General features: G+C 64.3%; 21 protein-coding genes. 9 read left to right on the forward strand and 12 right to left on the reverse strand.

The features are described from left to right. A complete protein-coding gene (gene mutM / locus IMX18_RS25710; RefSeq protein WP_010955661.1) occupies positions 1 to 813 on the forward strand; it encodes a bifunctional DNA-formamidopyrimidine glycosylase/DNA-(apurinic or apyrimidinic site) lyase in 813 nt (270 codons plus the stop codon). A 156-nt stretch (positions 814 to 969) separates the two neighbouring features. On the opposite strand, the gene IMX18_RS25715 is transcribed toward mutM, so the two are convergent. The 5 genes from IMX18_RS25715 to IMX18_RS25735 all read right to left on the reverse strand — a co-directional run bounded on the left by IMX18_RS25715 (position 970) and on the right by IMX18_RS25735 (position 5,467). Then, positions 970 to 1,221: a YfhL family 4Fe-4S dicluster ferredoxin gene (locus IMX18_RS25715; RefSeq protein WP_013974644.1), complete on the reverse strand. Its 252-nt coding sequence runs from the start codon at positions 1,219 to 1,221 to the stop codon at positions 970 to 972. Positions 1,222 to 1,329: 108 nt separating this feature from the next. Next, entirely contained in the window at positions 1,330 to 1,809 is a 480-nt protein-coding gene (gene coaD, locus IMX18_RS25720; protein ID WP_014861498.1) for a pantetheine-phosphate adenylyltransferase, read from the reverse strand. 112 nt (positions 1,810 to 1,921) lie between these two features. Continuing rightward, on the reverse strand, positions 1,922 to 3,520 hold the full coding sequence (locus IMX18_RS25725) for a GMC family oxidoreductase (protein WP_054573398.1): 1,599 nt from the start codon (positions 3,518 to 3,520) through the stop codon (positions 1,922 to 1,924). Positions 3,521 to 3,540: 20 nt separating this feature from the next. Continuing rightward, a complete protein-coding gene (locus tag IMX18_RS25730; RefSeq protein WP_015272165.1) occupies positions 3,541 to 4,026 on the reverse strand; it encodes a hypothetical protein in 486 nt (161 codons plus the stop codon). A 10-nt stretch (positions 4,027 to 4,036) separates the two neighbouring features. Beyond that, on the reverse strand, positions 4,037 to 5,467 hold the full coding sequence (locus tag IMX18_RS25735) for a coniferyl aldehyde dehydrogenase (protein ID WP_217189991.1): 1,431 nt from the start codon (positions 5,465 to 5,467) through the stop codon (positions 4,037 to 4,039). A gap of 151 nt (positions 5,468 to 5,618) precedes the next feature. Here IMX18_RS25735 and IMX18_RS25740 point away from each other — a divergent pair, with 151 nt between their 5' ends. Then, positions 5,619 to 6,284 (forward strand): TetR/AcrR family transcriptional regulator, encoded by a 666-nt coding sequence (locus IMX18_RS25740; RefSeq protein WP_015272163.1) that lies wholly within the window; start codon positions 5,619 to 5,621, stop codon positions 6,282 to 6,284. 47 nt (positions 6,285 to 6,331) lie between these two features. Further along, a complete protein-coding gene (locus IMX18_RS25745) occupies positions 6,332 to 7,186 on the forward strand; it encodes a sulfurtransferase (protein WP_013974638.1) in 855 nt (284 codons plus the stop codon). A gap of 129 nt (positions 7,187 to 7,315) precedes the next feature. Here the strand turns inward: IMX18_RS25745 and IMX18_RS25750 are convergent, their stop codons facing one another. The 6 genes from IMX18_RS25750 to IMX18_RS25775 all read right to left on the reverse strand — a co-directional run bounded on the left by IMX18_RS25750 (position 7,316) and on the right by IMX18_RS25775 (position 14,571). Further along, positions 7,316 to 8,308 (reverse strand): hydrolase, encoded by a 993-nt coding sequence (locus tag IMX18_RS25750; RefSeq protein WP_015272162.1) that lies wholly within the window; start codon positions 8,306 to 8,308, stop codon positions 7,316 to 7,318. A gap of 60 nt (positions 8,309 to 8,368) precedes the next feature. Then, complete coding sequence (locus tag IMX18_RS25755; protein ID WP_015272161.1) at positions 8,369 to 9,742, reverse strand: M16 family metallopeptidase; 1,374 nt, start codon at positions 9,740 to 9,742, stop codon at positions 8,369 to 8,371. Continuing rightward, positions 9,735 to 11,036, reverse strand: coding sequence for a M16 family metallopeptidase (locus IMX18_RS25760; protein WP_015272160.1), 1,302 nt, complete (start codon positions 11,034 to 11,036; stop codon positions 9,735 to 9,737). The genes IMX18_RS25755 and IMX18_RS25760 overlap by 8 nt, the downstream gene beginning before the upstream one ends. 94 nt (positions 11,037 to 11,130) lie before the next feature. Continuing rightward, the gene (rsmD, locus tag IMX18_RS25765; protein ID WP_217189990.1) at positions 11,131 to 11,733 is read right to left on the reverse strand and encodes a 16S rRNA (guanine(966)-N(2))-methyltransferase RsmD; all 603 of its coding nucleotides are present in this window, start codon (positions 11,731 to 11,733) and stop codon (positions 11,131 to 11,133) included. After that, positions 11,733 to 13,223 carry a M16 family metallopeptidase gene (locus tag IMX18_RS25770; protein ID WP_100412798.1) on the reverse strand — a complete coding sequence of 497 codons (1,491 nt, stop codon included), beginning with the start codon at positions 13,221 to 13,223 and terminating at the stop codon, positions 11,733 to 11,735. Before IMX18_RS25770 ends, rsmD begins: the two co-directional genes overlap by 1 nt. Continuing rightward, complete coding sequence (locus IMX18_RS25775; RefSeq protein WP_015272157.1) at positions 13,216 to 14,571, reverse strand: M16 family metallopeptidase; 1,356 nt, start codon at positions 14,569 to 14,571, stop codon at positions 13,216 to 13,218. Before IMX18_RS25775 ends, IMX18_RS25770 begins: the two co-directional genes overlap by 8 nt. A gap of 230 nt (positions 14,572 to 14,801) precedes the next feature. On the opposite strand from IMX18_RS25775, the gene ftsY reads away from it, so the two are divergent. The 4 genes from ftsY to rpoH all read left to right on the forward strand — a co-directional run bounded on the left by ftsY (position 14,802) and on the right by rpoH (position 18,972). Further along, on the forward strand, positions 14,802 to 16,313 hold the full coding sequence (ftsY, locus tag IMX18_RS25780) for a signal recognition particle-docking protein FtsY (RefSeq protein WP_015272156.1): 1,512 nt from the start codon (positions 14,802 to 14,804) through the stop codon (positions 16,311 to 16,313). Positions 16,314 to 16,315: 2 nt separating this feature from the next. Continuing rightward, on the forward strand, positions 16,316 to 16,987 hold the full coding sequence (gene ftsE, locus IMX18_RS25785; RefSeq protein ID WP_013974630.1) for a cell division ATP-binding protein FtsE: 672 nt from the start codon (positions 16,316 to 16,318) through the stop codon (positions 16,985 to 16,987). Next, positions 16,984 to 18,006: a permease-like cell division protein FtsX gene (gene ftsX, locus IMX18_RS25790; RefSeq protein WP_013974629.1), complete on the forward strand. Its 1,023-nt coding sequence runs from the start codon at positions 16,984 to 16,986 to the stop codon at positions 18,004 to 18,006. The genes ftsE and ftsX overlap by 4 nt, the downstream gene beginning before the upstream one ends. Positions 18,007 to 18,117: 111 nt before the next feature. Further along, positions 18,118 to 18,972, forward strand: coding sequence for an RNA polymerase sigma factor RpoH (rpoH, locus tag IMX18_RS25795; RefSeq protein WP_003249083.1), 855 nt, complete (start codon positions 18,118 to 18,120; stop codon positions 18,970 to 18,972). A gap of 182 nt (positions 18,973 to 19,154) precedes the next feature. Here the strand turns inward: rpoH and mtgA are convergent, their stop codons facing one another. Beyond that, a complete protein-coding gene (gene mtgA / locus IMX18_RS25800; protein WP_015272154.1) occupies positions 19,155 to 19,865 on the reverse strand; it encodes a monofunctional biosynthetic peptidoglycan transglycosylase in 711 nt (236 codons plus the stop codon). 64 nt (positions 19,866 to 19,929) lie between these two features. Here mtgA and IMX18_RS25805 point away from each other — a divergent pair, with 64 nt between their 5' ends. Together IMX18_RS25805 and thiS are read left to right on the forward strand one after the other, a co-directional pair. Further along, positions 19,930 to 20,301, forward strand: a complete 372-nt coding sequence (locus tag IMX18_RS25805; protein WP_015272153.1) for a DUF423 domain-containing protein — start codon at positions 19,930 to 19,932, stop codon at positions 20,299 to 20,301. A gap of 103 nt (positions 20,302 to 20,404) precedes the next feature. After that, positions 20,405 to 20,605 (forward strand): sulfur carrier protein ThiS, encoded by a 201-nt coding sequence (thiS, locus tag IMX18_RS25810; RefSeq protein WP_003257817.1) that lies wholly within the window; start codon positions 20,405 to 20,407, stop codon positions 20,603 to 20,605. Positions 20,606 to 20,612: the final 7 nt, after the last annotated feature.

Below are 20,612 nucleotides of genomic sequence, written 5' to 3' on the forward strand. Positions count from 1 at the left end.
ATGCCGGAATTGCCAGAAGTAGAAACCACCCGACGCGGTATTGCGCCCCATCTGGAAGGCCAGCGTGTCAGCCGGGTAGTGGTGCGCGACCGGCGCCTGCGCTGGCCGATTCCGGAAGACCTGGATGTGCGACTGTCGGGGCAGCGCATCGTCAGTGTCGAGCGGCGCGCCAAGTATCTGTTGATCAATGCAGAGGTCGGCACCCTGATCAGTCACCTGGGCATGTCGGGCAACCTGCGCCTGGTCGAACTGGGCTTGCCGGCGGCCAAGCATGAGCATGTGGATATCGAGCTGGAGTCGGGGTTGATGCTGCGCTACACCGACCCGCGCCGCTTTGGCGCGATGCTGTGGAGCCTGGACCCGCTCAATCACGAACTGCTGCTGCGCCTGGGGCCTGAACCGCTGACCGACCTGTTCGACGGCGAGCGACTGTTCCAGCTGTCCCGTGGGCGGTCGATGGCGGTCAAGCCGTTCATCATGGACAACGCGGTTGTGGTGGGAGTGGGCAACATCTACGCCACCGAGGCGCTGTTTGCCGCTGGCATCGACCCCCGTCGGGAAGCGGGCGGGATTTCCCGGGCGCGCTACTTGAAGCTGGCGATCGAGATCAAGCGTGTGCTGGCGGCGGCGATCGAACAGGGCGGCACCACGCTACGCGACTTCATCGGTGGCGACGGGCAGCCGGGGTACTTCCAGCAGGAATTGTTCGTGTACGGGCGGGGCGGGCAGCCGTGCAAGGTGTGTGGCACGGAGTTGCGCGAGGTGAAGCTGGGGCAGAGGGCGAGTGTGTATTGCCCGCGTTGCCAGCGCTGAGGCAAGTTACGCAAAAACTTGTAGGAGCGGCCTTGTGTCGCGATGGGCCGCAAAGCGGCCCCGGCAATTTCTGCTGCGGAGCTGAAATTTGGGGGCGCTTCGCACCCCATCGCGACACAAGGCCGCTCCTACAGGTACAGCGTAGGGCTGAGGGGATCAGGCCTTGCCAGTAATCCGGCGGTACTTGGCCATCAGCTCTTCTTCGGTTTCCGGGTGCGCTTCATCCAGCGGGATGCAATCGACCGGGCAGACCTGCTGGCATTGTGGCTCGTCGTAATGGCCCACGCACTGGGTGCACAGGTTAGGGTCGATCACGTAGATCTCTTCGCCTTGGGAGATGGCCTCGTTCGGGCACTCGGGTTCGCAGACGTCGCAGTTGATGCAGTCGTCGGTGATGATCAGGGACATGGGGACTCCGGCCGGGGCTCCGCGCCCGGGCATGTTCAACGCAGTGGGCACAATTGTGCCGCATTCGCGCCCGCAGTGCACGCGGGCGCGATAATCAGCCGCTAAAGGTCATTTCTTGAAGCGTTCGGTCAGCGCCTCGGCCACCACTGGGTGGACGAATTTGCTGATATCACCGCCCAGGGCGGCAATTTCCCTGACCAGGGTCGAGGAAATGAACGAATAACGCTCCGAAGGCGTGAGGAACAGGCTCTCGACGTCGGGGGCCAGTTGCCGGTTCATGTTCGCCAGCTGAAACTCGTACTCGAAGTCGGACACCGCACGCAGGCCACGCAGGAAGACGTTGGCGCCCTGTTCCTTGGCGAAATGCGCCAGCAGGGAGGAGAAGCCGATGACTTCGACATTGGGCAGGTGCTTGGTGACCTCACGGGCGAGCTCCACCCGTTGTTCCAGCGGGAACAGCGGGTTTTTCTTCGGGCTGGCCGCCACCGCGATGATCACGTGGTCGAACAGCCGCGAGGCACGCTCGACCAGGTCGCCATGGCCTTTGGTAATGGGGTCGAAAGTACCCGGGTACAACACTCGGTTCATCGCGTCATCCTGGCTGGAGTGCGTTGGGGAGTCGGATGGTAGCGCAGCGACGGCGCCCCGGCCAAGTCATGCGGCCGGCTGACGGCACTATAGACAGGGGGCCTGTTCCTTGTCATGCACTGTGTGCCAGGCGGGCGACCAGTGCTTCGGTGAGCCTGGCACTGATGGCATACACCGACAGTTGCGGGTTGGCGCCGATGCTGGTGGGGAACAGTGAGCCATCGTGAACCGACAGGTTTTCCAGCTGGTGATGGCGGCCCAGGCTGTCGCATACTGCCTGGCGCGGGTCGTCGCCAAGGGCGCAGCCACCCATCACGTGAGCGCTGCCCAGGCGCGTGCGGAACGGCTCCAGGCGCAACTTGTCGATCATGGCCAAGGCGTGTTCCAGGCGGGACGCGGCGTTGGCGTCGCTGTGCACGGGGGTGACCTGGGTGGCACCAGCGGCGAACTGGATCTGCGCCATGCTGCGATAGGCGCGGCGCAGGCCGTCGCGCAGGTAATCGGTGACCGGGTAATCGAGCACCGGTGAGCCATCGCCGCGCAGCTCCACGGTCCCGCCCTGGCTTTGCGGGTGGAAGCCGTCACGCAGCAGCGCCAGCATCACGTGGGTATGTGGCAGCTCGGCCATGCGCTGGGCATTCTCGTGGCCATGCCCGCCCAGCAGCGTGCTGGCCAGGGCCGGGTGCAGCGGTGGCACCTCCAGCTTGTAGCCAATCGGGCCATCGTTGCCGCCTTGCCATTGGAAGTGGTCGCTGTAGATGGACTGTGGGGCGCCGTAGTAGGGGTCGATACGGTCGTTGAAGCGTGCTGCGCTGAAGTTGACCAGGTGCAGGAAGGTGCGTTTGCCCAGGCGTCCATGCGGGTCGGGCGCGTCGGAACGCAGCAGCAAGGCCGGGCTGTTGATGCCGCCACCGGCAAGGATGTAGTGACGCGCGCGAACGCGGACCTGCCGGCCTGTGGCATGTATGCCGTGGCTATCCAGGGCCTGGCATGACAGGCCCTGGATGCGCTCGCCGTTGTGTTCGAAGCGCTCGGCCCGCGCCAGGTACAGCAGCTCGCCGCCCTGTTCGAGGGTGGCGGGAATACGCGTTACCAGCATCGACTGCTTGGCATTCACCGGGCAACCCATGCCGCAGTAGCCCAGGTTCCAGCAGCCGCGCACGTTGCGCGGGATCACCGCCCAGCGGTAGCCCAGCTGTTCGCAGCCACGGCGCAGCACATCGTTGTTGGCGTTCGGTGGCAGGGCCCAGGGGGTGATGCCCAGTTCCTGCTCGATGCGCTCGAACCAGGGGCGCATTTGCTCCTCGCCCATGCCGGTCACGTTGTGGGCTGCGGCCCAGTGCGCCAGGGTCTGTGGCGGCGTGCGAAAGCTGGAGGTCCAGTTGACCAGCGTGGTGCCGCCCACGGCGCGGCCCTGGAGGATGGTGATGGCGCCGTCCTTGCTCATGCGGCCCAGGCCTTCCTGGTACAGGCTGGCATAGGCTTCGTTTTCCAGCAGGTGGAAATCGCTGCTGGTCTTCAGCGGGCCTTCTTCGATCAGCAGCACCTTGAAGCCGGCAGTGCTGAGCATTTGCGCGCTGGTAGCGCCGCCGGCCCCGCTGCCGATCACGGCAACGTCGGCTTCCAGCGTGAGGTCGTGCTCCAGGCGCGACGCGTCGTGGGTGATCCAGCCGCTTTCCAGGCCTTGGCGAAACGGGTCGGGTACAGGCATTGGTGCTGCTCTTGTTGTTTTCAGATTTTCGGTGGCCCGGGGTAGCCGCAGGCGGCCCAGGATTCGGGGCGTTCGTACCAGGCCATCTGCAGCAACTGCAACAGCGAGGCGTGGCCCATGCGCAGCAGGTTCAGCGAGCTGTCCTGCCAACGTTGCAGGAAGGCGGTGACCTGTGCCGCGCTGGCTTGTTCCCAGGCGCCCCAGACGCCGGTCAGGGGGCCGCGGGTGAGCGACAGGTTTAGCACGTCGAACAACTGCCGGGTGAGCTTGAGCATTTCCGGCGACAGCGCCGCCAGCTTGTGGTCGAGACTGTGCAGCACCAGAGTATCGGCAGCCTGCGTGCCGGCCAGTACTACCGGGATCAGCGCGCGCAACATCGGCAGATCGTCGTCCCGCAGTACCCGGTAACCCGTTGCGGCTGTCTGTGCGCTGCAGCCGACCAGGCTGGTACCGGCCAGAAAGACGCTGGCGCCAAGGCTGAAGCGCAACAGTTCGCGGCGGTGCATCTGCCGGCCCTCAGCGGATAAAAAGCTTGAAGACCAGGCGCTGCAAGGCTTTGCCATAAGGCGGGTAGACCAGCCGGGCAGCGTTGAAGCGTTGCTTGGTCAGCACCGCCTTGGCCTTGCTGAAGGTCAGGAAGCCGTCATGGCCATGGTAATGGCCCATGCCTGAAGGCCCGATGCCGCCGAACGGCAAGTCGTCCTGAGCCACGTGCAGCAGGGTGTCGTTCAGGCACACTCCGCCGGAGTGGGTGTGGCGCAGCACCTGCTCCTGTGTGGCGCGGTCATAGCCGAAGTAGTACAGCGCCAGCGGGCGCGGGCGCTGGTTGATGTAGGCCAGTGCCTGCTCGAGGTTGTCGTAGGGAACCAGCGGTAGCAGCGGGCCGAAGATTTCGTCCTGCATCACCTGCATGTCATCGTTCACGCCCAGCAGCAGGTGTGGTGGCAGGCGCCGGCCCTGGCGGGTTTCACCCGGGTACAGGTCAAGTACCTGCGCTCCTTTGGCGTGAGCATCGTCCAGTAAATGCTGCAAGCGCTGCAGTTGGCGCGAGTTGATGATTGCGGTGTAGTCAGGGTTGTCGGCGATGCGCGGGTATAGCCGGCGTACTGCACGCTGGTAGGCGTCGCTGAAGGCCTCCAGGCGCTCGCGTGGCACCAGCACGTAGTCGGGGGCGACGCAGGTCTGGCCGGCGTTTAGGGTCTTGCCGAAGGCAATGCGTTCGGCGGCGCTGTCCAGCGGTACGTCTGCCGAGACTATGGCTGGCGACTTGCCACCCAGCTCCAGGGTGACGGGGGTCAGGTTGTGCGCCGCAGCCAGCATTACCTTGCGCCCCACGCTGGTGGCGCCGGTGAACAACAGGTGATCGAACGGCAGGCGGGCAAAGGCCTGGCCTATCTCGATCTCGCCGAGCACCACGCTGACCAGATCGGTGGGGAACACTTGCTCAAGTAGTTGTTTCAGCGCCAGGCCAGTGGCAGGCGTGGCCTCGCTGAGCTTGAGCATGACCCGATTACCGGCAGCCAGAGCGCAGGTCAGGGGGCCGATGGCAAGGAGCAGCGGGTAATTCCACGGCACGATGATGCCGACCACGCCCAGGGGTTGGTACCGCACATGCGCGCTGGCCGGCTGGAAGGCCAGGCCGACCCTGCGCCGGCTGGCGCGCATCCAGCGCCGCAGGTGTTTTTCGGCGTGGCGCAGGCCTTGCACCGAGGGCAGCAGCTCGGCCAGCAGGGTTTCGTCGGCGCTGCGCCCTTCAAAGTCCTGGCCGATTGCCTCGATCAGTTCGGCCTGGCTGGCCAGCAGGGCTTCCCGCAGGCTTTTCAGCCATTGACGCCGCTGCGCAGCTGGTGGCAGTGGGTTGCCGGCAAAGGCCTGGCGTTGGGTGGCGAACGTCGCTGCAAGGTCGAGGTCGAATTGCACAGGGGGCAAGGCACTGGCCGAGGTCATGGCGGCTCCGAGTCCGAGCAGGAAATCACTAGAGCCTATACTCTAATTTGTACCATGGTGCGAATTTTTCCGCTTTATCGAGCGGTGCACTCCACCGCCAATACGCCGTAAGATGCCCCTTTGTTGAAGGCCCGCAGACTGGGAGCTGAGCATGGCCCCGCGCATGAAGACCCGAGAGCGCATCGTGCAGAACAGCCTGGAGCTGTTCAACCAGCAGGGCGAACGCAGCGTCAGTACCAACCACATTGCCGCGCACATGGAAATTTCGCCCGGCAACCTGTATTACCACTTCCCCAACAAGCAGGCGATCATCGCTTTGCTGTTCAGTCAGTACGAAGAACTGGTGGACAGCTTCCTGCGCCCGCCGCAAGGCCGTTCGGCGACCGTGGAGGACAAGCGCTTCTACCTGAAGGCGCTGTTGGCGGCGATGTGGAACTACCGTTTTCTGCATCGTGATCTGGAGCATCTGCTGGACAGCGACCCGGAGCTGGCCGCACGTTATCGGCGCTTTTCCGAACGCTGCCTGCGTCAGGGCCAGGCGATCTACCGCGGTTTCGTCGAGGCGGGCATCCTGGCCATGACACCAGCCCAGATCGAATCGCTGACCATCAATGCCTGGATCGTATTGACGTCCTGGGTACGTTTTCTCAGCACCACGCGGGAACATTCCGCGCACCTGGGTGAAGAAGCCTTCAAGCGCGGCGTCTACCAGGTACTGGTGTTGGAGCTCGGCTTCGTCACCGACAACGCCCGCAATGCGGTGGACGCCCTTTGCCAGGAATTCCATGTACCGTTCAACCAGGCCCTGGAGCACTAACCCAGGGCCTCAGTGTTATCGATAGTGCCATCGATCAGGAGATTGTCATGCCCCTTGCGCAATTGATCACCCCGCAGCAGTTGGCCGAGCGTCTGGGTTCGCCCAAGTTGGTGATCCTCGACTGCCGCTTTGCCCTCGAGGATGTGGACTATGGCCAACGCAGCTATGCCCAGGGGCATATTGCCGGAGCGCATTTTGCCGACCTGGAGCGTGACCTCAGCGGGCCTGTGAGCAAGGGACGCACCGGGCGCCACCCATTGCCGGATGCGCGCCGGTTGGTCGAGCGCCTGCGTGAGTGGGGCCTGGACGATGACAGCGAGGTGGTGTTGTACGACGACGGCCCTGGCGCTTTTGCCGCCCGTGCCTGGTGGCTGCTGGCCTGGCTGGGCAAGCGCAGCGGTGTAGCGATCCTCGACGGTGGCCTGAAGGCCTGGCATGCGGCGCACCTGCCGCTCAGCCTGGACCCGCCGCTCAAGCGGGAAGGCACCTTCAACGGTGAGCCGGACGGCAAGCTGCTGATCGATGCCGAGCACCTGGCCAAGCGTCTGGGTAACCCAGACCTGACCTTGATCGATGCGCGTGCCTTGCCGCGCTTCCGTGGCGAAGTGGAACCGATCGACCCGGTTGCTGGACATATTCCGGGGGCGCAGTGCGCGGCGTTTACCGACAACCTTGGGGCTGATGGGCGTTTTCTGCCTTCGGACCAGCTAAAACAGCGCTTTGCTGAAAAGCTCGCCGGGCGTGCACCGGAGCAGTTGGTGGCGTATTGCGGGTCGGGGGTGACGGCGTGTCATAACCTTTTCGCCTTGGCGTTGGCGGGATATCCACTGGGCAAGCTGTATGCCGGGTCGTGGAGCGAGTGGATCAACGATCCGCAGCATGGCGTAGCCACTGGCGAGTAAGCAGGCCCGGCCTCATCGCCGGCAAGCCAGCTCCCACAGGTACATCACTACCCATCGGGCCTGTGGCACAACCTGTGGGAGCAGGCTTGCCGGCGATTAGGTCGGTACTGCCAATGAAATCTGCAGCTCCTATTGGCCTTCCACCAACCACTGTGGAATCCGCCGCTCCAGGTAATACCCCGGGTTACGCAGGCTGCCATCGACAAAGCCCACATGGCCGCCGCGGCTGTGCAATTCGAAGCGGGTCTGCGGCGCCAGTTCGCGGGCTGTTGGCAGGCTGTGGCCGGAGACGAAAGGGTCATCGCTGGAATGGATGATCAGCGTCGGTGTGCGGTTCTGGCCGAGGAAGAAATGGCTCGATGAGCGGCGGTAGTAGTCGTGCGCATCGCGAAAACCGTTCAGCGGTGCGGTGACCTTGCCGTCGAATTCCCAGAACGTGCGCAGGTTGACCAGCGGCCCCAGCCGTTGCAGCGTCGCCAGCCGTTCATGCTGGCCCTTGTCGTGGAAGTGCCGCTGCTTGAGCTGAACATAAGCCAGCATCTCGCGCATGAAATGCGCCTGGTACACCTTTGAAAAGCCCTGGCCGATGCGGTCGGCGCAGTGGTCCAGGCGAAACGGCACCGACACTGCCACCGCAGCCTGCAGCTGGCTGGCGACACCGCTTTCGCCAAGGTATTTCAGCAGCACATTGCCCCCCAGCGAATAACCCACCGCATACAACGGCGCCAACGGGCGCTGGGCGCGCAGGTGGCTGACGATTTCGGCCAGGTCTTCGCTGGCACCGGAATGGTAGCTGCGTGGCAGCAGGTTGGGCTCGCCCGAGCAACCGCGCCAGTTCACCGCCACGCTGGCCCAGCCGCGGCCTTGCAGCGCTTGCTGCAAGCCTTTGACGTAGGGCGAGTGGGAGGAGCCGGTCAAGCCGTGCAGCACCAGCACCAACGGCGCGTGGGGCTGGTGCGGTCCGTGCCAGTCCAGGTCGATGAAGTCGCCATCGGCCAGCCATAGCCGCTCGCGGTTGCGCTGCAGCTCTGGCAGTTTTCGCCACAATGGCCCCCACAGAGTTTGCAGGTGGGGGTTGGACAGGCCGATGGCCGGGCGGAATGTGGCGCTGGGGCTGGGCATGCTGGACGACTCGTGATGTGCCTGCCTAGAGTGCCATGAAACAACGCCACTGTACCTGCGCTATTGGTCGGTGGCTGGCAGCGGTTGCTGGTCGACACGTGGGCCGACACTGACCAGCACCTTGCAGTTCAGGTCGAGCCGGCGCTGCATCACCGCACGGATATCTGCCGGGCTCAGCCTGCCGATGCGCTCGATGTAGCTGTTCAGGTGGTCTGCAGGCTGATGCTGCTGGGTGATCGCCGTGAGCAATGCTGCCAGGCTGTTGTTCTGCGCCACGCCACGCAGCAACTGCCCAGCCAGCTGTTTGCGCGCCAGCTGGAGCTCGGCCTGGGTTGGCCCTTGCTCCATGAAATCGCGCAGCAAGGCTGCTACAAGTTCCTGGGAGCCTTGCACGTACGGTGGCGCGATCTCCCACTCTATGGTGAACAGCCCGCCGGCACTCAACGGCGAAGCATGGCTGTAGATGCCGTAGGTCAACCCGCGACGTTGGCGCAGTTCCACCATCAGGCGCGATTCGAGGCCTGAACCCAACACTTCACTGGCCAGCACCAGGGCTGGGAATTCCGGGTCATTGGCGGGAACGTTCATGGGCAGAGCCAGCAGCACTGCACTGCTGGTGCCGGGCTGTTCGACGTTGATGGTTGCATGTGTCGCTACCGGGATGGCTGGCAGGTCAACGGCGGACCAGCCTTTCGGCAGGGCCTGGCTGATCTGTTGCGCGATGGCTTGCGCCTCGCTCAGGGCCAGGTCCCCGACAAGCACCATTTCCAGGTTGCTGGCGCTGTAGGCGCGTTGGTGGAATGCCCGCAAGTCTTCAGGGCTGACGGCGTCCACGCCTTGAATGGTGCTGCCCAGCGGGTTGCCATAGGGATGGCCCTGGAACAAATGGCGAAACGCCTCGCTGCGCGCCCTGAGCCTGGGGCGCCGTTCGCGTGATGCGTTGTGCTGCACGAGCTGGCGTTTGACCTTTTCCAGGGCAGGCGCGGGGAAAGCCGGGTTTGCCACGAGGTCGGTAAACAGGTCCAGGGCAGGTTCAAGTATCGTTTTCGTGCTCACGCTGCGCAGGCTCAGCGTTGCATGCTCCAGGCGTATCTGCTTTTCCATGATCGCGCCCAGGCGCTCCATGCCCTCAGCTTGCCGGGCGCTGGTGTAGCGCCTGCTGCCCTCGTCGAGCATGTACAGCGTCAAGGCTGCCAGGCCGGGTTGCAAGGTGTCCTGGGTCGTGCCGGCCTTGAACCGCAAGACCACATCGACGATAGGCAGCCCGCGGGCTTCTACGAACTTCACGCCTGTGCCTGCTTCGGTGGTCCACGCCTGCACCTGCGTCTGAAGGGTGTCGAGCTGGTCCAGATCAACCCCTTGGGCCGAGACCAGACCACTGTAACTTCCGTTGGCTACAGCCGGTTGCGGCATGCTCGCGATCTTGTCATTCATCGGTACTCTCCTTGTGGTGCATGAAGGTGATGGCCGCACGGGCATCAGTCAGGAACTCCAGCGCAACCAGGCCTACCTGCTCGGCTGTCACGGCTTCGATGGCTTGCCGCTCATCATCCAGGGCAACGGGGTCCAGACCGCAGGCGGCCTGTTTGCCGATGGCCTCTGCCTGTTTGCCGATGTCGTCCCTTTCGAACAGTTGCCTGGCCAGCAGGCGAGCCTTGGCGCGTTGAAGGTCTTCCTTGGAGGGGGCCGACTGGCGGAACGCTTCGATTTCCAGCATCAGCCTTTCGGCTGCGGCCTCCGGCGTAACCTGCGGGCTGCAGAACGCGTACAAGGTCAGCAGGCTGTCACCGCGCTGCCATGGCTCATAGGTCGCTCTCAAGCCCTGTAGCAGCGGAGTGTCCTGTACCAACAGGCGCTGCAGCGTGCTGGAGTGGCCTTCGGCAAGAATGTCCGGCAGCAGGCGCAGTGCGCAGGCGTGTGAGCCAGAGCGTGCGGTGCATTGGCTGGGAAGGTTGAAGCTGATGATCACGCCGGTGTACAGGCCATGCCAGCGAAGGGTCTGGCTGCGCCGAACTTGCCCAGAAGGCTTTATGGGTGTTTGCCGTGTTGGCAGGCGGTTGGCGGGGATCGCTGCAAAGTGCCGTGTCACCAGCTTTTGCAGCTGGGCCAGGGCAATGTCACCGGCCACGGCGAGCGTGGCGTTGTTGGGGTGGTACCAGGTCTGGTACCAGGTGCGCGCCGCCGCCGGGGTCATATGGCCGAGGTCGGTCTTGTGGCCGGTCACGGGGGTGCCATAGCCGCTGTTGCCATAGGCCAGCAACTGGTGATGTTCCACTGCCAGTGCCAAGGGGCTGTTGTCGATATCCTCGCGTCGCTCGGCCATGACTACTGCCAGTTCACGGGCAAAAGGTACTTCGCTGAGGGTGGCGCTGGCCATGACGTCGGCCATCGCCTCCAGGGCAATCTCCAGGCGGTTGCGTGGCAAAGTCAGCGGAAAGACCGTGGCATCGGCGTAGGTAAAGGCATTCGGGTCACCGCCCAGGCGGCTCATGAGGGCAGAATACTGGCCTGGAGCCAGTTTGCTGCTGCCTTCGAACAGCAGATGCTCCAGGGCATGGGACAGGCCGGTGTGGCCTTCAGGCTCGTAGCTGGAGCCTACGTGGTACCACAGCTGCACGCTGACCAGCGGCGCGCGGTTGTCTTCACGCAGGTAGACGCGCAGGCCGTTGGCGAGGGTAAAGCTGTGCACCGAGCCTGCCGGCGCGGGTGGGGCGGGGTGGTGGGTCATGGTTGAAGTGCTCCTGCAGGAATCGGAGGAGCAGCTTCAGCCAAGAAGGCGGCGGGTTTGTGGTAACTAAATACGGCAACCCAGGGTTACCGGATCAACCCCGTTGCCAAAGTGCGTAGTGCACCTGGCCGGTCTTTTTCTCGCGGTGCAGGCGCCAGTTGCCCGGCAACTGCAAGGTCGACGGTGCGGCCTCGCTTTCGGTGTAGACCCACGCCTGTTCGCGCAACCACTGGTTCTGTTCCAGCAGGTTGCAGGTGTCGGCCAGCAGGTCCTGGTGGAACGGTGGGTCAAGGAACACCACATCGAACTGCTGCTTGGCTGGGCCTTGCAGATAACGTAGGGCGTCGGTCTGCAGGATCTGCCCGCGCGGGCAGCGCAGTATCTCGAGGTTGTTCTTCAGGTTGGCGATGGCCGCCGGGTTGCTGTCCAGTGCGACCGCGTCCTCGGCCCCGCGGGACAGGGCTTCGAGCACCAGGGCGCCGCTGCCGGTGAAGGCGTCCAGCACGCCGGCGCCCTCGATATAGGGTGCCAGCCAGTTGAACAGGGTTTCGCGCACGCGGTCGGGCGTTGGCCGCAGGCCTTCTCCATCCGGCACCGACAGGCGGCGGCTGCGCCATTCGCCGGCGATGATGCGCAGGTGGCCCTGGCCCTTGCTTTGGCCGGGTTGCGGGCGGGCGGGAGGGGTGGATCTTGGCATTAGTGCTCCGGTACCCCGAGCGGCTGCTCGGAGGGCTTGTCAGTGGGGGCAGGCAGCGGTTTCTGTGGCACTTTCGGGCCCACGGTAACCATCACCAGTTTATCCGCTGACAGGTGTTTGTTCATGGCTGCTTTGACCTGCTCGACGGTGAGTGCCTGGGACTGCTGCATGAAGTCCTCCAGCCAGGTCAGCGGCAGATTGTAGAAACCGATGGCGCCCAGTTGGCCGACGATACTCGCATTGCTTGCATTGGACAGTGGGAAACTCCCAGCCAACTCGCGCTTGGCGTCGTCCAGTTCCTGCTGGGTGGGGCCGGTCTTGAGGTAATCAGCGAGAATGCTCTGTACCAGCTTGAGCGTACCTTCGCTGAGCTCGGCACGGGTTTGCAGGTTGATCATGAACGGGCCACGCACCTGCATCGGGCTGAATACCGAGTACACGCCGTAGGTCAGGCCACGCTTCTCGCGCACCTCGCTCATCAATCGGGTACCGAAGGAACCCCCACCGAGAATCTGGTTGCCCAGCGATAGCGCTGGCCAGTCCGGATCCTGGCGGTCGATACCCAGGGCGGCGAGCATAAGGTGTGTCTGCGTGGACGGAAAATCGATGTGGTTGAGGCTTGGGTAGGTTTCAGCAGGTTGGGCCGGTGCTGCCAGTGCCGGGCCCTTGGGCAGGCCGGCGGATACCTGGGCGGCGATGCTTTCGGCCTCGCTACGGCTGAGGTCGCCGACCAGGGCAATGACTGCGTTGCCGCCGGTGTAGGCCTTGGCATGGAAAGCGCGCAGCTGTGCCAGGCTGATGGCATTGATGCTCTCGGCGGTGCCGTCGCTCGGGTGAGCGTAGGGGTGGTCGCCGTAGAGATTGGCGAACAATGCCTTGCTGGCGACCTTGCCGGGGTTTTGCTTCTCGTATTCGAAGCCGGCGAGCATCTGGTTCTTGATGCGCTTGAGGGCGTCCTCGGGGAAGCTAGGCTTACCGGCCACTTCAGTGAACAGCTTGAGCGCCGGTTCACGCTTGTCCTTGGCGCTGAGGCTGCGCAGCGAAGCCACGGCCATATCGCGGTAGGAGCCGTTGCCAAAGTCGGCGCCCAGGCCCTCGAAGCCTTCGGCGATGGCAGTCACATCCTTGCCGGCCACGCCTTCGTTGAGCATGGCGTTGGTCAGGGCGGCCAGGCCTGGCGTGCCGCCATCCTGGCTGCTGCCGGCGGCGAAGGTGATGCGCAGGTCGAACATCGGCAGTTCGCGGGCCTCGACGAACAGCACGCGGGCGCCTTCTGCAGTGTTCCAGTGCTGTATGTTCAACTGGCGCCGGCTGGGCGCCTTGCCATCCAGTTCGGCCAGTGACTGCAAGGTATTGGCCGGGCGTGCCGCGTTGTTGTCGGCTTTGGCGGCATTGTCAGCCATGGCCGGGGCGGCCAGCACCGCCGCCAGCGCCAGGGCGTGGATGCCCGTGGTCAGCAGGGTTGGGCGTGGTACGCGGCGATTACTCATGAGCGGACTCCTCGGGCAGTACATGGGCAACGCTCAGGCGTTCGCGGGTGAAGTAGGTACGCGCGGCGTTCTGGATATCCTGCGGAGTAACGCGCTTGAGCTCATCCAGCTCGCTGTCGATCAGCTTCCACGACAGGCCGACGGTTTCCAGCTGGCCGATGGTAGTGGCCTGGCTGCTGATGGAGTCGCGGTCGTAGACCAGGCCGGCAATGACCTGGGCGCGTACGCGCTCCAGCTCTTCGGCGCTGGGCGGGGTGGTCTTGAGCTCATCAAGCAGCTGCCAGATGCCTTTCTCGACATCGGCGAGGGTTTTTTGCTTCTGCACGTTCGGCGTGGCCGAGATCAGGAACAGGCTGTCGCCGCGGGTGAAGGCGTTGTAGCTGGACGAAGCGCCGGCCACCAGTTCCTGGCCGCGTTCCAGGCGTGCCGGCATGCGGGCGCTGTAGCCGCCGTCGAGCAATGCCGAGATCAGGCGCAGGGCATGCACCGTACGCGGATCCTTGGCGGTGGGCAGGCCAGGTACGTTGAAACCGTAGATCAGGCTCGGCAACTGGGTGCGCACGTGCAGCGTCAGCTGGCGCTGGCCTGGTTGGACCAGCTCGAGCGGCAACTTGGCCGGTGGCACGGCGCGTTTGGGGATGCTGCCGAAGTACTTCTGCGCCAGGCCCTTGACCTCATCGACGGTGACATCGCCGACCACCACCAGGGTGGCGTTGTTGGGGGCGTACCAGGATTCGTACCAGTGGCGCAGTTCCTCGACCTTCATGCGCTCCAGGTCGGCCATCCAGCCGATGGTCGGGGTATGGTAGCCGCTGGCCGGGTAGGCCATGGCGCGGAACAGCTCGAACGCCTTGGAGTTGGGCTGGTCGTCGGTGCGCAGGCGGCGTTCTTCCTTGATCACCTCGATTTCGCGGCTGAATTCGTCAGCGGGCAGGCGCAGGCTGGCCAGGCGGTCGGCCTCCAGCTCCAGGGCCACCGGCAGGCGGTCGCGGGCCAGCACCTGGTAATAGGCGGTGTAGTCGTCGCTGGTGAAGGCGTTTTCTTCGGCGCCAATGTCACGCAGGATGCGCGAGGCCTCGCCGGGGCCGACCTTGGCGCTGCCCTTGAACATCATGTGTTCCAGCGCGTGTGACAGGCCGGTCTGGCCAGGGGTTTCGTAGCTGGAGCCAACCTTGTACCAGATCTGCGAGACCACCACCGGGGCGCGATGGTCCTCGCGCACGACTACTTTCAGGCCGTTGTCGAGGATGAATTCATGGGTGGGTTGCACATCGGCGGCGAAGGCCGCGAGCGGCAGGCAGAGCGTGCCGAGCAACAGGCCAGCGGCGCGGCGGGCTAGAGCATTCATACGGTGTTTAACCTGTTCGGCGGCCCGCTGGTTTAGCGTCGGCGGGCCAGGAGGTGCTAGGATACTGATCCGGTTGCCTGGCGACCATGCCTGTCGCCGTTCTGGCCCGCAGGACACTAAGACAAAACGTTGCGCATGAACCAGCCGGCTTCAAGATAGTCTGTTCTGCGTAGAGAGAATTCCCGATGCGCCATAGCTGGCCCATCGCTACCCTGAGATAGCCGTCTTCCATGTTTGGTTCCAACGACGACAAAAAAGCGCCAGCCGAGGCTGGTGAGAAGAAAGGCCTGTTCAGCTGGTTTCGCAAGAAGCCGCAGCAACCTGTGGCAACGGGCGTGCCCGCGAATGAACCCCCAGCCGTCGAGCAGCCTGCAGCCGCTCCGGTCGAAGGGGCTACCGCCGAAGCGCCACAGGCCCCTGAACCCGTTCAGGCCCCTGCGGCCCCACAGCTGACAGAACCGCAGCAGGTCGCCGCACCCGTCCAATCCCCAGTGGTCGAGGCCCCTGTCCCCGAACCGGTTGCTTCCCAGCCGTTGCAGGCCCCTGAACCCGAGCCGGTCGCTTCCCAGCCGCTGGTGGCACCTGCACCGCAGCCGGTCGCGTCGATGCCCTTGCAGGCGGCCCCGATCGAGGCGGCCCCGGTCGTCGAACCGGCCGCGCCGGTCAGCAACCTGGTGCTGCCGGTTGCTGAAGAGCCCGTGGCCCTGGTGCCGGATCTGGAGCCGAAAGCGCCGCCCGCCATCCCGGAACGCCCTGCACCAGAGCCTGTTGCCCCTGTGGCTGCAGCCCCGGTCGCCGTGCAGGCCGAACAGGCCAAGCCCGGCTTCTTCGCCCGCCTCAAGCAGGGCCTGTCGAAGACCAGCGCCAGCATCGGCGAGGGCATGGCCAGCCTGTTCCTGGGCAAGAAAGTCATCGATGACGACCTGCTTGACGAAATCGAAACCCGACTGCTGACCGCCGACGTTGGCGTGGAAGCCACTTCCACCATCGTCCAGAACCTGACCCAGAAGGTTGCCCGCAAGCAGCTGGCCGACGCCGATGCTCTGTACAAGTCGCTGCAGGAAGAACTGGCTGCGCTGCTGCGCCCGGTCGAGCAGCCGCTGGTGGTGCAGGCGCAGAACAAGCCCTATGTGATCCTGGTGGTCGGTGTGAACGGCGCCGGCAAGACCACCACCATCGGCAAACTGGCCAAGAAGCTGCAGCTCGAAGGCAAGAAAGTGATGCTGGCTGCTGGCGACACCTTCCGTGCTGCTGCGGTCGAGCAACTGCAGGTGTGGGGCGAGCGTAACCAGATCCCGGTGATCGCCCAGCACACCGGCGCCGACTCCGCTTCGGTGATCTTCGATGCCGTACAGGCCGCCAAGGCCCGTGGCGTCGACGTGCTGATCGCCGACACCGCTGGCCGCCTGCACACCAAAGACAACCTGATGGAAGAGCTGAAGAAGGTCCGCCGGGTCATCGGAAAGCTCGACGCCGAGGCGCCGCACGAGGTGCTGCTGGTACTCGATGCGGGCACCGGCCAGAACGCCATCAGCCAGGCCAAGTACTTCAACCAGAGCGTCGAACTGACCGGCCTGGCCCTGACCAAGTTGGACGGCACTGCCAAGGGCGGGGTGATCTTCGCCCTGGCCAAGCAGTTCAAGCTGCCGATCCGCTTCATCGGTGTCGGTGAAGGCATCGACGACCTGCGTACCTTCGAAGCCGAGCCGTTCGTCAAGGCTCTGTTCGCCGAGCGAGACTGAACATGATCCGATTCGAACAGGTTGCCAAGCGCTATCCCAATGGTCATGTGGGTTTGCATGAGCTGAGTTTCCGGGCGCGCCGGGGCGAATTCCTGTTCGTCACCGGCCACTCGGGCGCGGGCAAGAGCACCTTGCTGCGCCTGCTGCTGGCCATGGAGCGCCCGACCAGCGGCAAGCTGATGCTGGCCGGGCAGGACCTGGGCCAGATCAGCAACTCGCAGATCCCGTTCCTGCGTCGGCAGATCGGCGTGGTGTTCCAGAACCACCAGCTGTTGTTCGACCGCACGGTGTTCAACAACATCGCCTTGCCGCTGCAGATTCTCGGCCTGTCCAAGGCCGAGGTCGCCAAGCGCGTGGACTCGGCGCTGGAGCGAGTGTCGCTGGCCGACAAGGGCGAGCTGTTCCCGGCCGACCTGTCCACCGGGCAGCAGCAACGGGTGGGCATCGCCCGCGCCATCGTTCACCAGCCGGCCCTGCTGCTGGCCGACGAACCCACCGGTAACCTCGACCCGCGCCTGGCCGCGGAGATCATGGGGGTGTTCGAGGACATCAACCGCCTGGGTACCACGGTATTGATCGCCAGCCACGACCTGGCACTGATTGCGCGCATGCGCCACCGCATGCTGACCTTGCAGCGCGGCCGCTTGATCGGCGATGGGGAGGCCGGGCAATGAGCACTACACGTACGCCGAAGGTTTCCGAGCGGGTTGCGCCGAAGCCGGCCGACCCGCAACCGGCGAAGAAAAAGCACGACGACGATGACGGCCCGGATTTCCGCACGCTGCTGCATGCCTGGCTGGAAAGCCACCGTGCCAGCATGGCCGACAGCCTGCGCCGGCTGGGCAAGCAGCCGATCGGCAGCTTCTTCACCTGCCTGGTGATGGCGGTGGCGCTGAGTATGCCCATGGGCCTGTCATTGCTGCTGAAGAACGTCGAGAAGCTTGGCGGCTCGTGGCAGCGCGCCGCACAGATCTCGCTATACCTCAAGCTCGATGCCGGTAGCCGCGAAGGCGAGGCGCTGCGCGACGAGATCAAGGGCATGCCCGGCGTGGCCGACGCTCAGTATGTCAGCCGCGAGCAGGCGCTGGAGGAGTTCCAGCAACAGTCTGGCCTGGGCGAAGCCCTGCGTGAACTGCCTGACAACCCGCTGCCCGGCGTAGTGGTGGTGACCCCGACCGAAGTCGACAAGCCGGCCCTGGAAGCCTTGCGTCAGCGCCTGTCGGAGCTGCCGCGGGTGGAAGTGGCGCAACTCGACCTGGTATGGGTCGAGCGCCTGGCGGCCATCCTCAAGCTGGGTGACCGCTTCGTCTTCGGCCTGGCCGTGATGCTGATTTCTGCCCTGCTGTTAGTAATCGGTAACACAATTCGTCTACATATTGAAAACCGCCGTACCGAGATCGAAGTGATCAAGCTGGTCGGTGGTACAGACGCCTACGTACGCCGGCCTTTCCTTTACATGGGCGCACTGTATGGCCTGGGTGCAGGGGTGATTGCTTGGGGCATCCTGGCGTTTGGCCTGAACTGGCTGAACGAGGCGGTGGTAGGGCTTTCCGGGCTGTACGGCAGCGACTTCGCCCTGGGTGGGGTGCCGGCGTCCGATGGTCTGTCGCTCTTGATCGGAGCGGTGCTGTTGGGGTATATCGGTGCATGGATCGCAGTGGCCCGCCATCTGAACGAGCTGGCGCCGCGATAGTTTTTACGTGCCAGCATTGACAAATTATTCACCATGGAACTTGTACCGTCGTTCCAGGTCAATGTTGGCAGCGCCCACAAGGCGCAAGTTCTGTAAGTCGGAGGTTCTTGAATGACCACATCGTTGCAACCTGCCTATGCCCTGGTACCTGGTGCAAACCTGGAAGCCTACGTGCACACGGTCAACAGCATCCCGCTGCTGACTGTCGAGCAGGAGCGTGATCTGGGCGAGCGTCTCTATTATGAGCAGGATGTCGAGGCCGCTCGTCAAATGGTGATGGCCCACCTGCGTTTCGTCGTACATATCGCCCGTAGCTATGCCGGCTACGGGCTGGCCCAGGCCGACCTGATCCAGGAAGGCAACGTCGGCCTGATGAAAGCCGTCAAGCGCTTCAACCCGGAAATGGGCGTGCGCCTGGTGTCGTTCGCCGTGCACTGGATCAAGGCAGAGATCCACGAGTTCATCCTGCGCAACTGGCGCATCGTCAAGGTGGCCACCACCAAGGCCCAGCGCAAGCTGTTCTTCAACCTGCGCAGCCAGAAGAAGCGTCTAGCCTGGCTGAACAACGACGAAGTGCACCGCGTGGCGGAAAGCCTGGGCGTGGAGCCGCGTGAAGTGCGCGAGATGGAAAGCCGCCTCAGCGGCCAGGACATGGCCTTCGACCCGGCAGCGGAAGCTGACGACGACAGTGCCTTCCAGTCGCCTGCGCATTACCTGGAAGACCACCGTTATGACCCGGCGGTGCAGCTGGAGGATGCCGACTGGAGCGACAACTCCACCAGCAACCTGCACGAAGCATTGCAAGGGCTGGACGAGCGTAGCCGCGACATTCTCTACCAGCGCTGGTTGGCGGAAGAGAAGGCCACGTTGCATGAGCTGGCGGACAAGTACAGCGTTTCGGCTGAGCGGATTCGCCAGTTGGAGAAGAATGCGATGAACAAGGTCAAGGCGCTGATCGCGGCCTGATCGAGCCCTGGCTCCAAGGAAAAGCCGCTGGCCCGCGTAGGGTGAGCGGCTTTTTTTTGGCCGGGGGATTTTGGGGCCGCTTTGCGGCCCTTTCGCGACACAAGGCCGCTCCTACAAGAGACTGCGATCCCCTGTAGGAGCGGCCTTGTGTCGCGATGGGCTGCGCAGCAGCCCCAAAAGGCTCAAAGTTTGCGCGAAGTGTCGAGCTGCATCAGGTAGCTGGGCCCACCCAACTGGCTCATCTGCCGGCGAATCCAGCCGGCACGGCTGGCCACATAGGCGCTCGGCCGGCTGGCGCTCCACTTGATCGGGCTCGGCAGCACCGCCGCCAGCTGCGCCGCCTGCTGGCGGCTAAGCCGGCTGGCATCGACGCCAAAGTGGTAGCGCGCTGCCGCCTGGGCGCCAAACACACCTTTGCCCCATTCGGCACTGTTCAGGTAGACCTCGAGAATCCGCTCCTTCGACCAGAACAGCTCGATCAACGCGGTGAACCAGGCCTCCAGGCCTTTGCGGAACCAGCTGCGCCCGGACCACAGGAACAGGTTCTTGGCCACCTGCTGGGTCAGGGTGCTGGCACCGCGAATGCTGCCGCCGCGCTCGTTGTAGGCCAGCGCTGCCTGGATGGCCGGGATGTCGAAGCCCCAGTGGTTGGCGAACTTCTGGTCCTCGCCGGCAATGACCGCGACCTTGAGGTCGTCGGAGATGTTCTCCCACGGCTCCCAGTCGCGCTGCAGGTCGATCGGCTCGCCATTCACCCAGGACTGCACCTTGCGCTCCACCATCAGCGCCGTACCGGGTGGTGGGACCCAGCGGAACACCAGTACCAGCACAATGCTGCCGGCAGCGAACCAGAGCAGGGCGCGAGAGAGGCGGCGGAGAAGGGTTGGCAGCATGGCGATGGCTTGGCCGTACGGGTGGAAGGGGCCATTATACAGACCCGATCCAAGGAGTCGTCCCATGCTTCGCAGCTTCCTGATGCTTGCCGCCTTTTTCGGCTTCACCGGTGTCGCCCTGGGCGCTTTCGCCGCCCATGGCCTGAAAAGCCGGCTGACGGCCGACTATCTGGCGATCTTCCAGACTGGTGTGACCTACCAGTTGGTGCATGCCCTGGCGATCTTCGCTGTCGCCGTGCTCTCGGTGCACCTGCCAGGGCGCCTGGTCGGCTGGGCTGGCGGCCTGTTTGCCGTGGGGATAGTGCTGTTCTCCGGTAGCCTGTACCTGCTGACCCTCAGCGGCCTGGGCAAGCTCGGCATCATCACCCCGATTGGTGGCCTGTGCTTCCTCGCCGGCTGGCTGTGCCTGGGCCTGGCAGCCTGGCGGCTCGGTTGACCGGGTGGTCCACAATCACGACTAATGGTGTGCAGCGCCCTTGGGTTGCAGGGCGGTTCAGCGCTAGAATGCGGGCCCCCAAAGAACAATGGTGGCCGTGCGCATGCGCATTCAACTGAACGGTGAACCTTACGAATTGCCCGCTGGCGAAAGTGTCGCGGCCCTGCTGGCCCGCCTGGAGCTGACCGGGCGCCGCGTCGCGGTGGAACTGAACCTGGATATCGTGCCGCGTAGCCAGCACGACAGCACGCTGTTGAACGACGGCGATCAGGTCGAGGTGGTCCACGCCATCGGTGGCGGCTGATTCTGGC

Source organism: Pseudomonas shirazica (assembly GCF_015168335.1).
Taxonomy (GTDB): Bacteria; Pseudomonadota; Gammaproteobacteria; order Pseudomonadales; family Pseudomonadaceae; genus Aquipseudomonas; species Aquipseudomonas asiatica.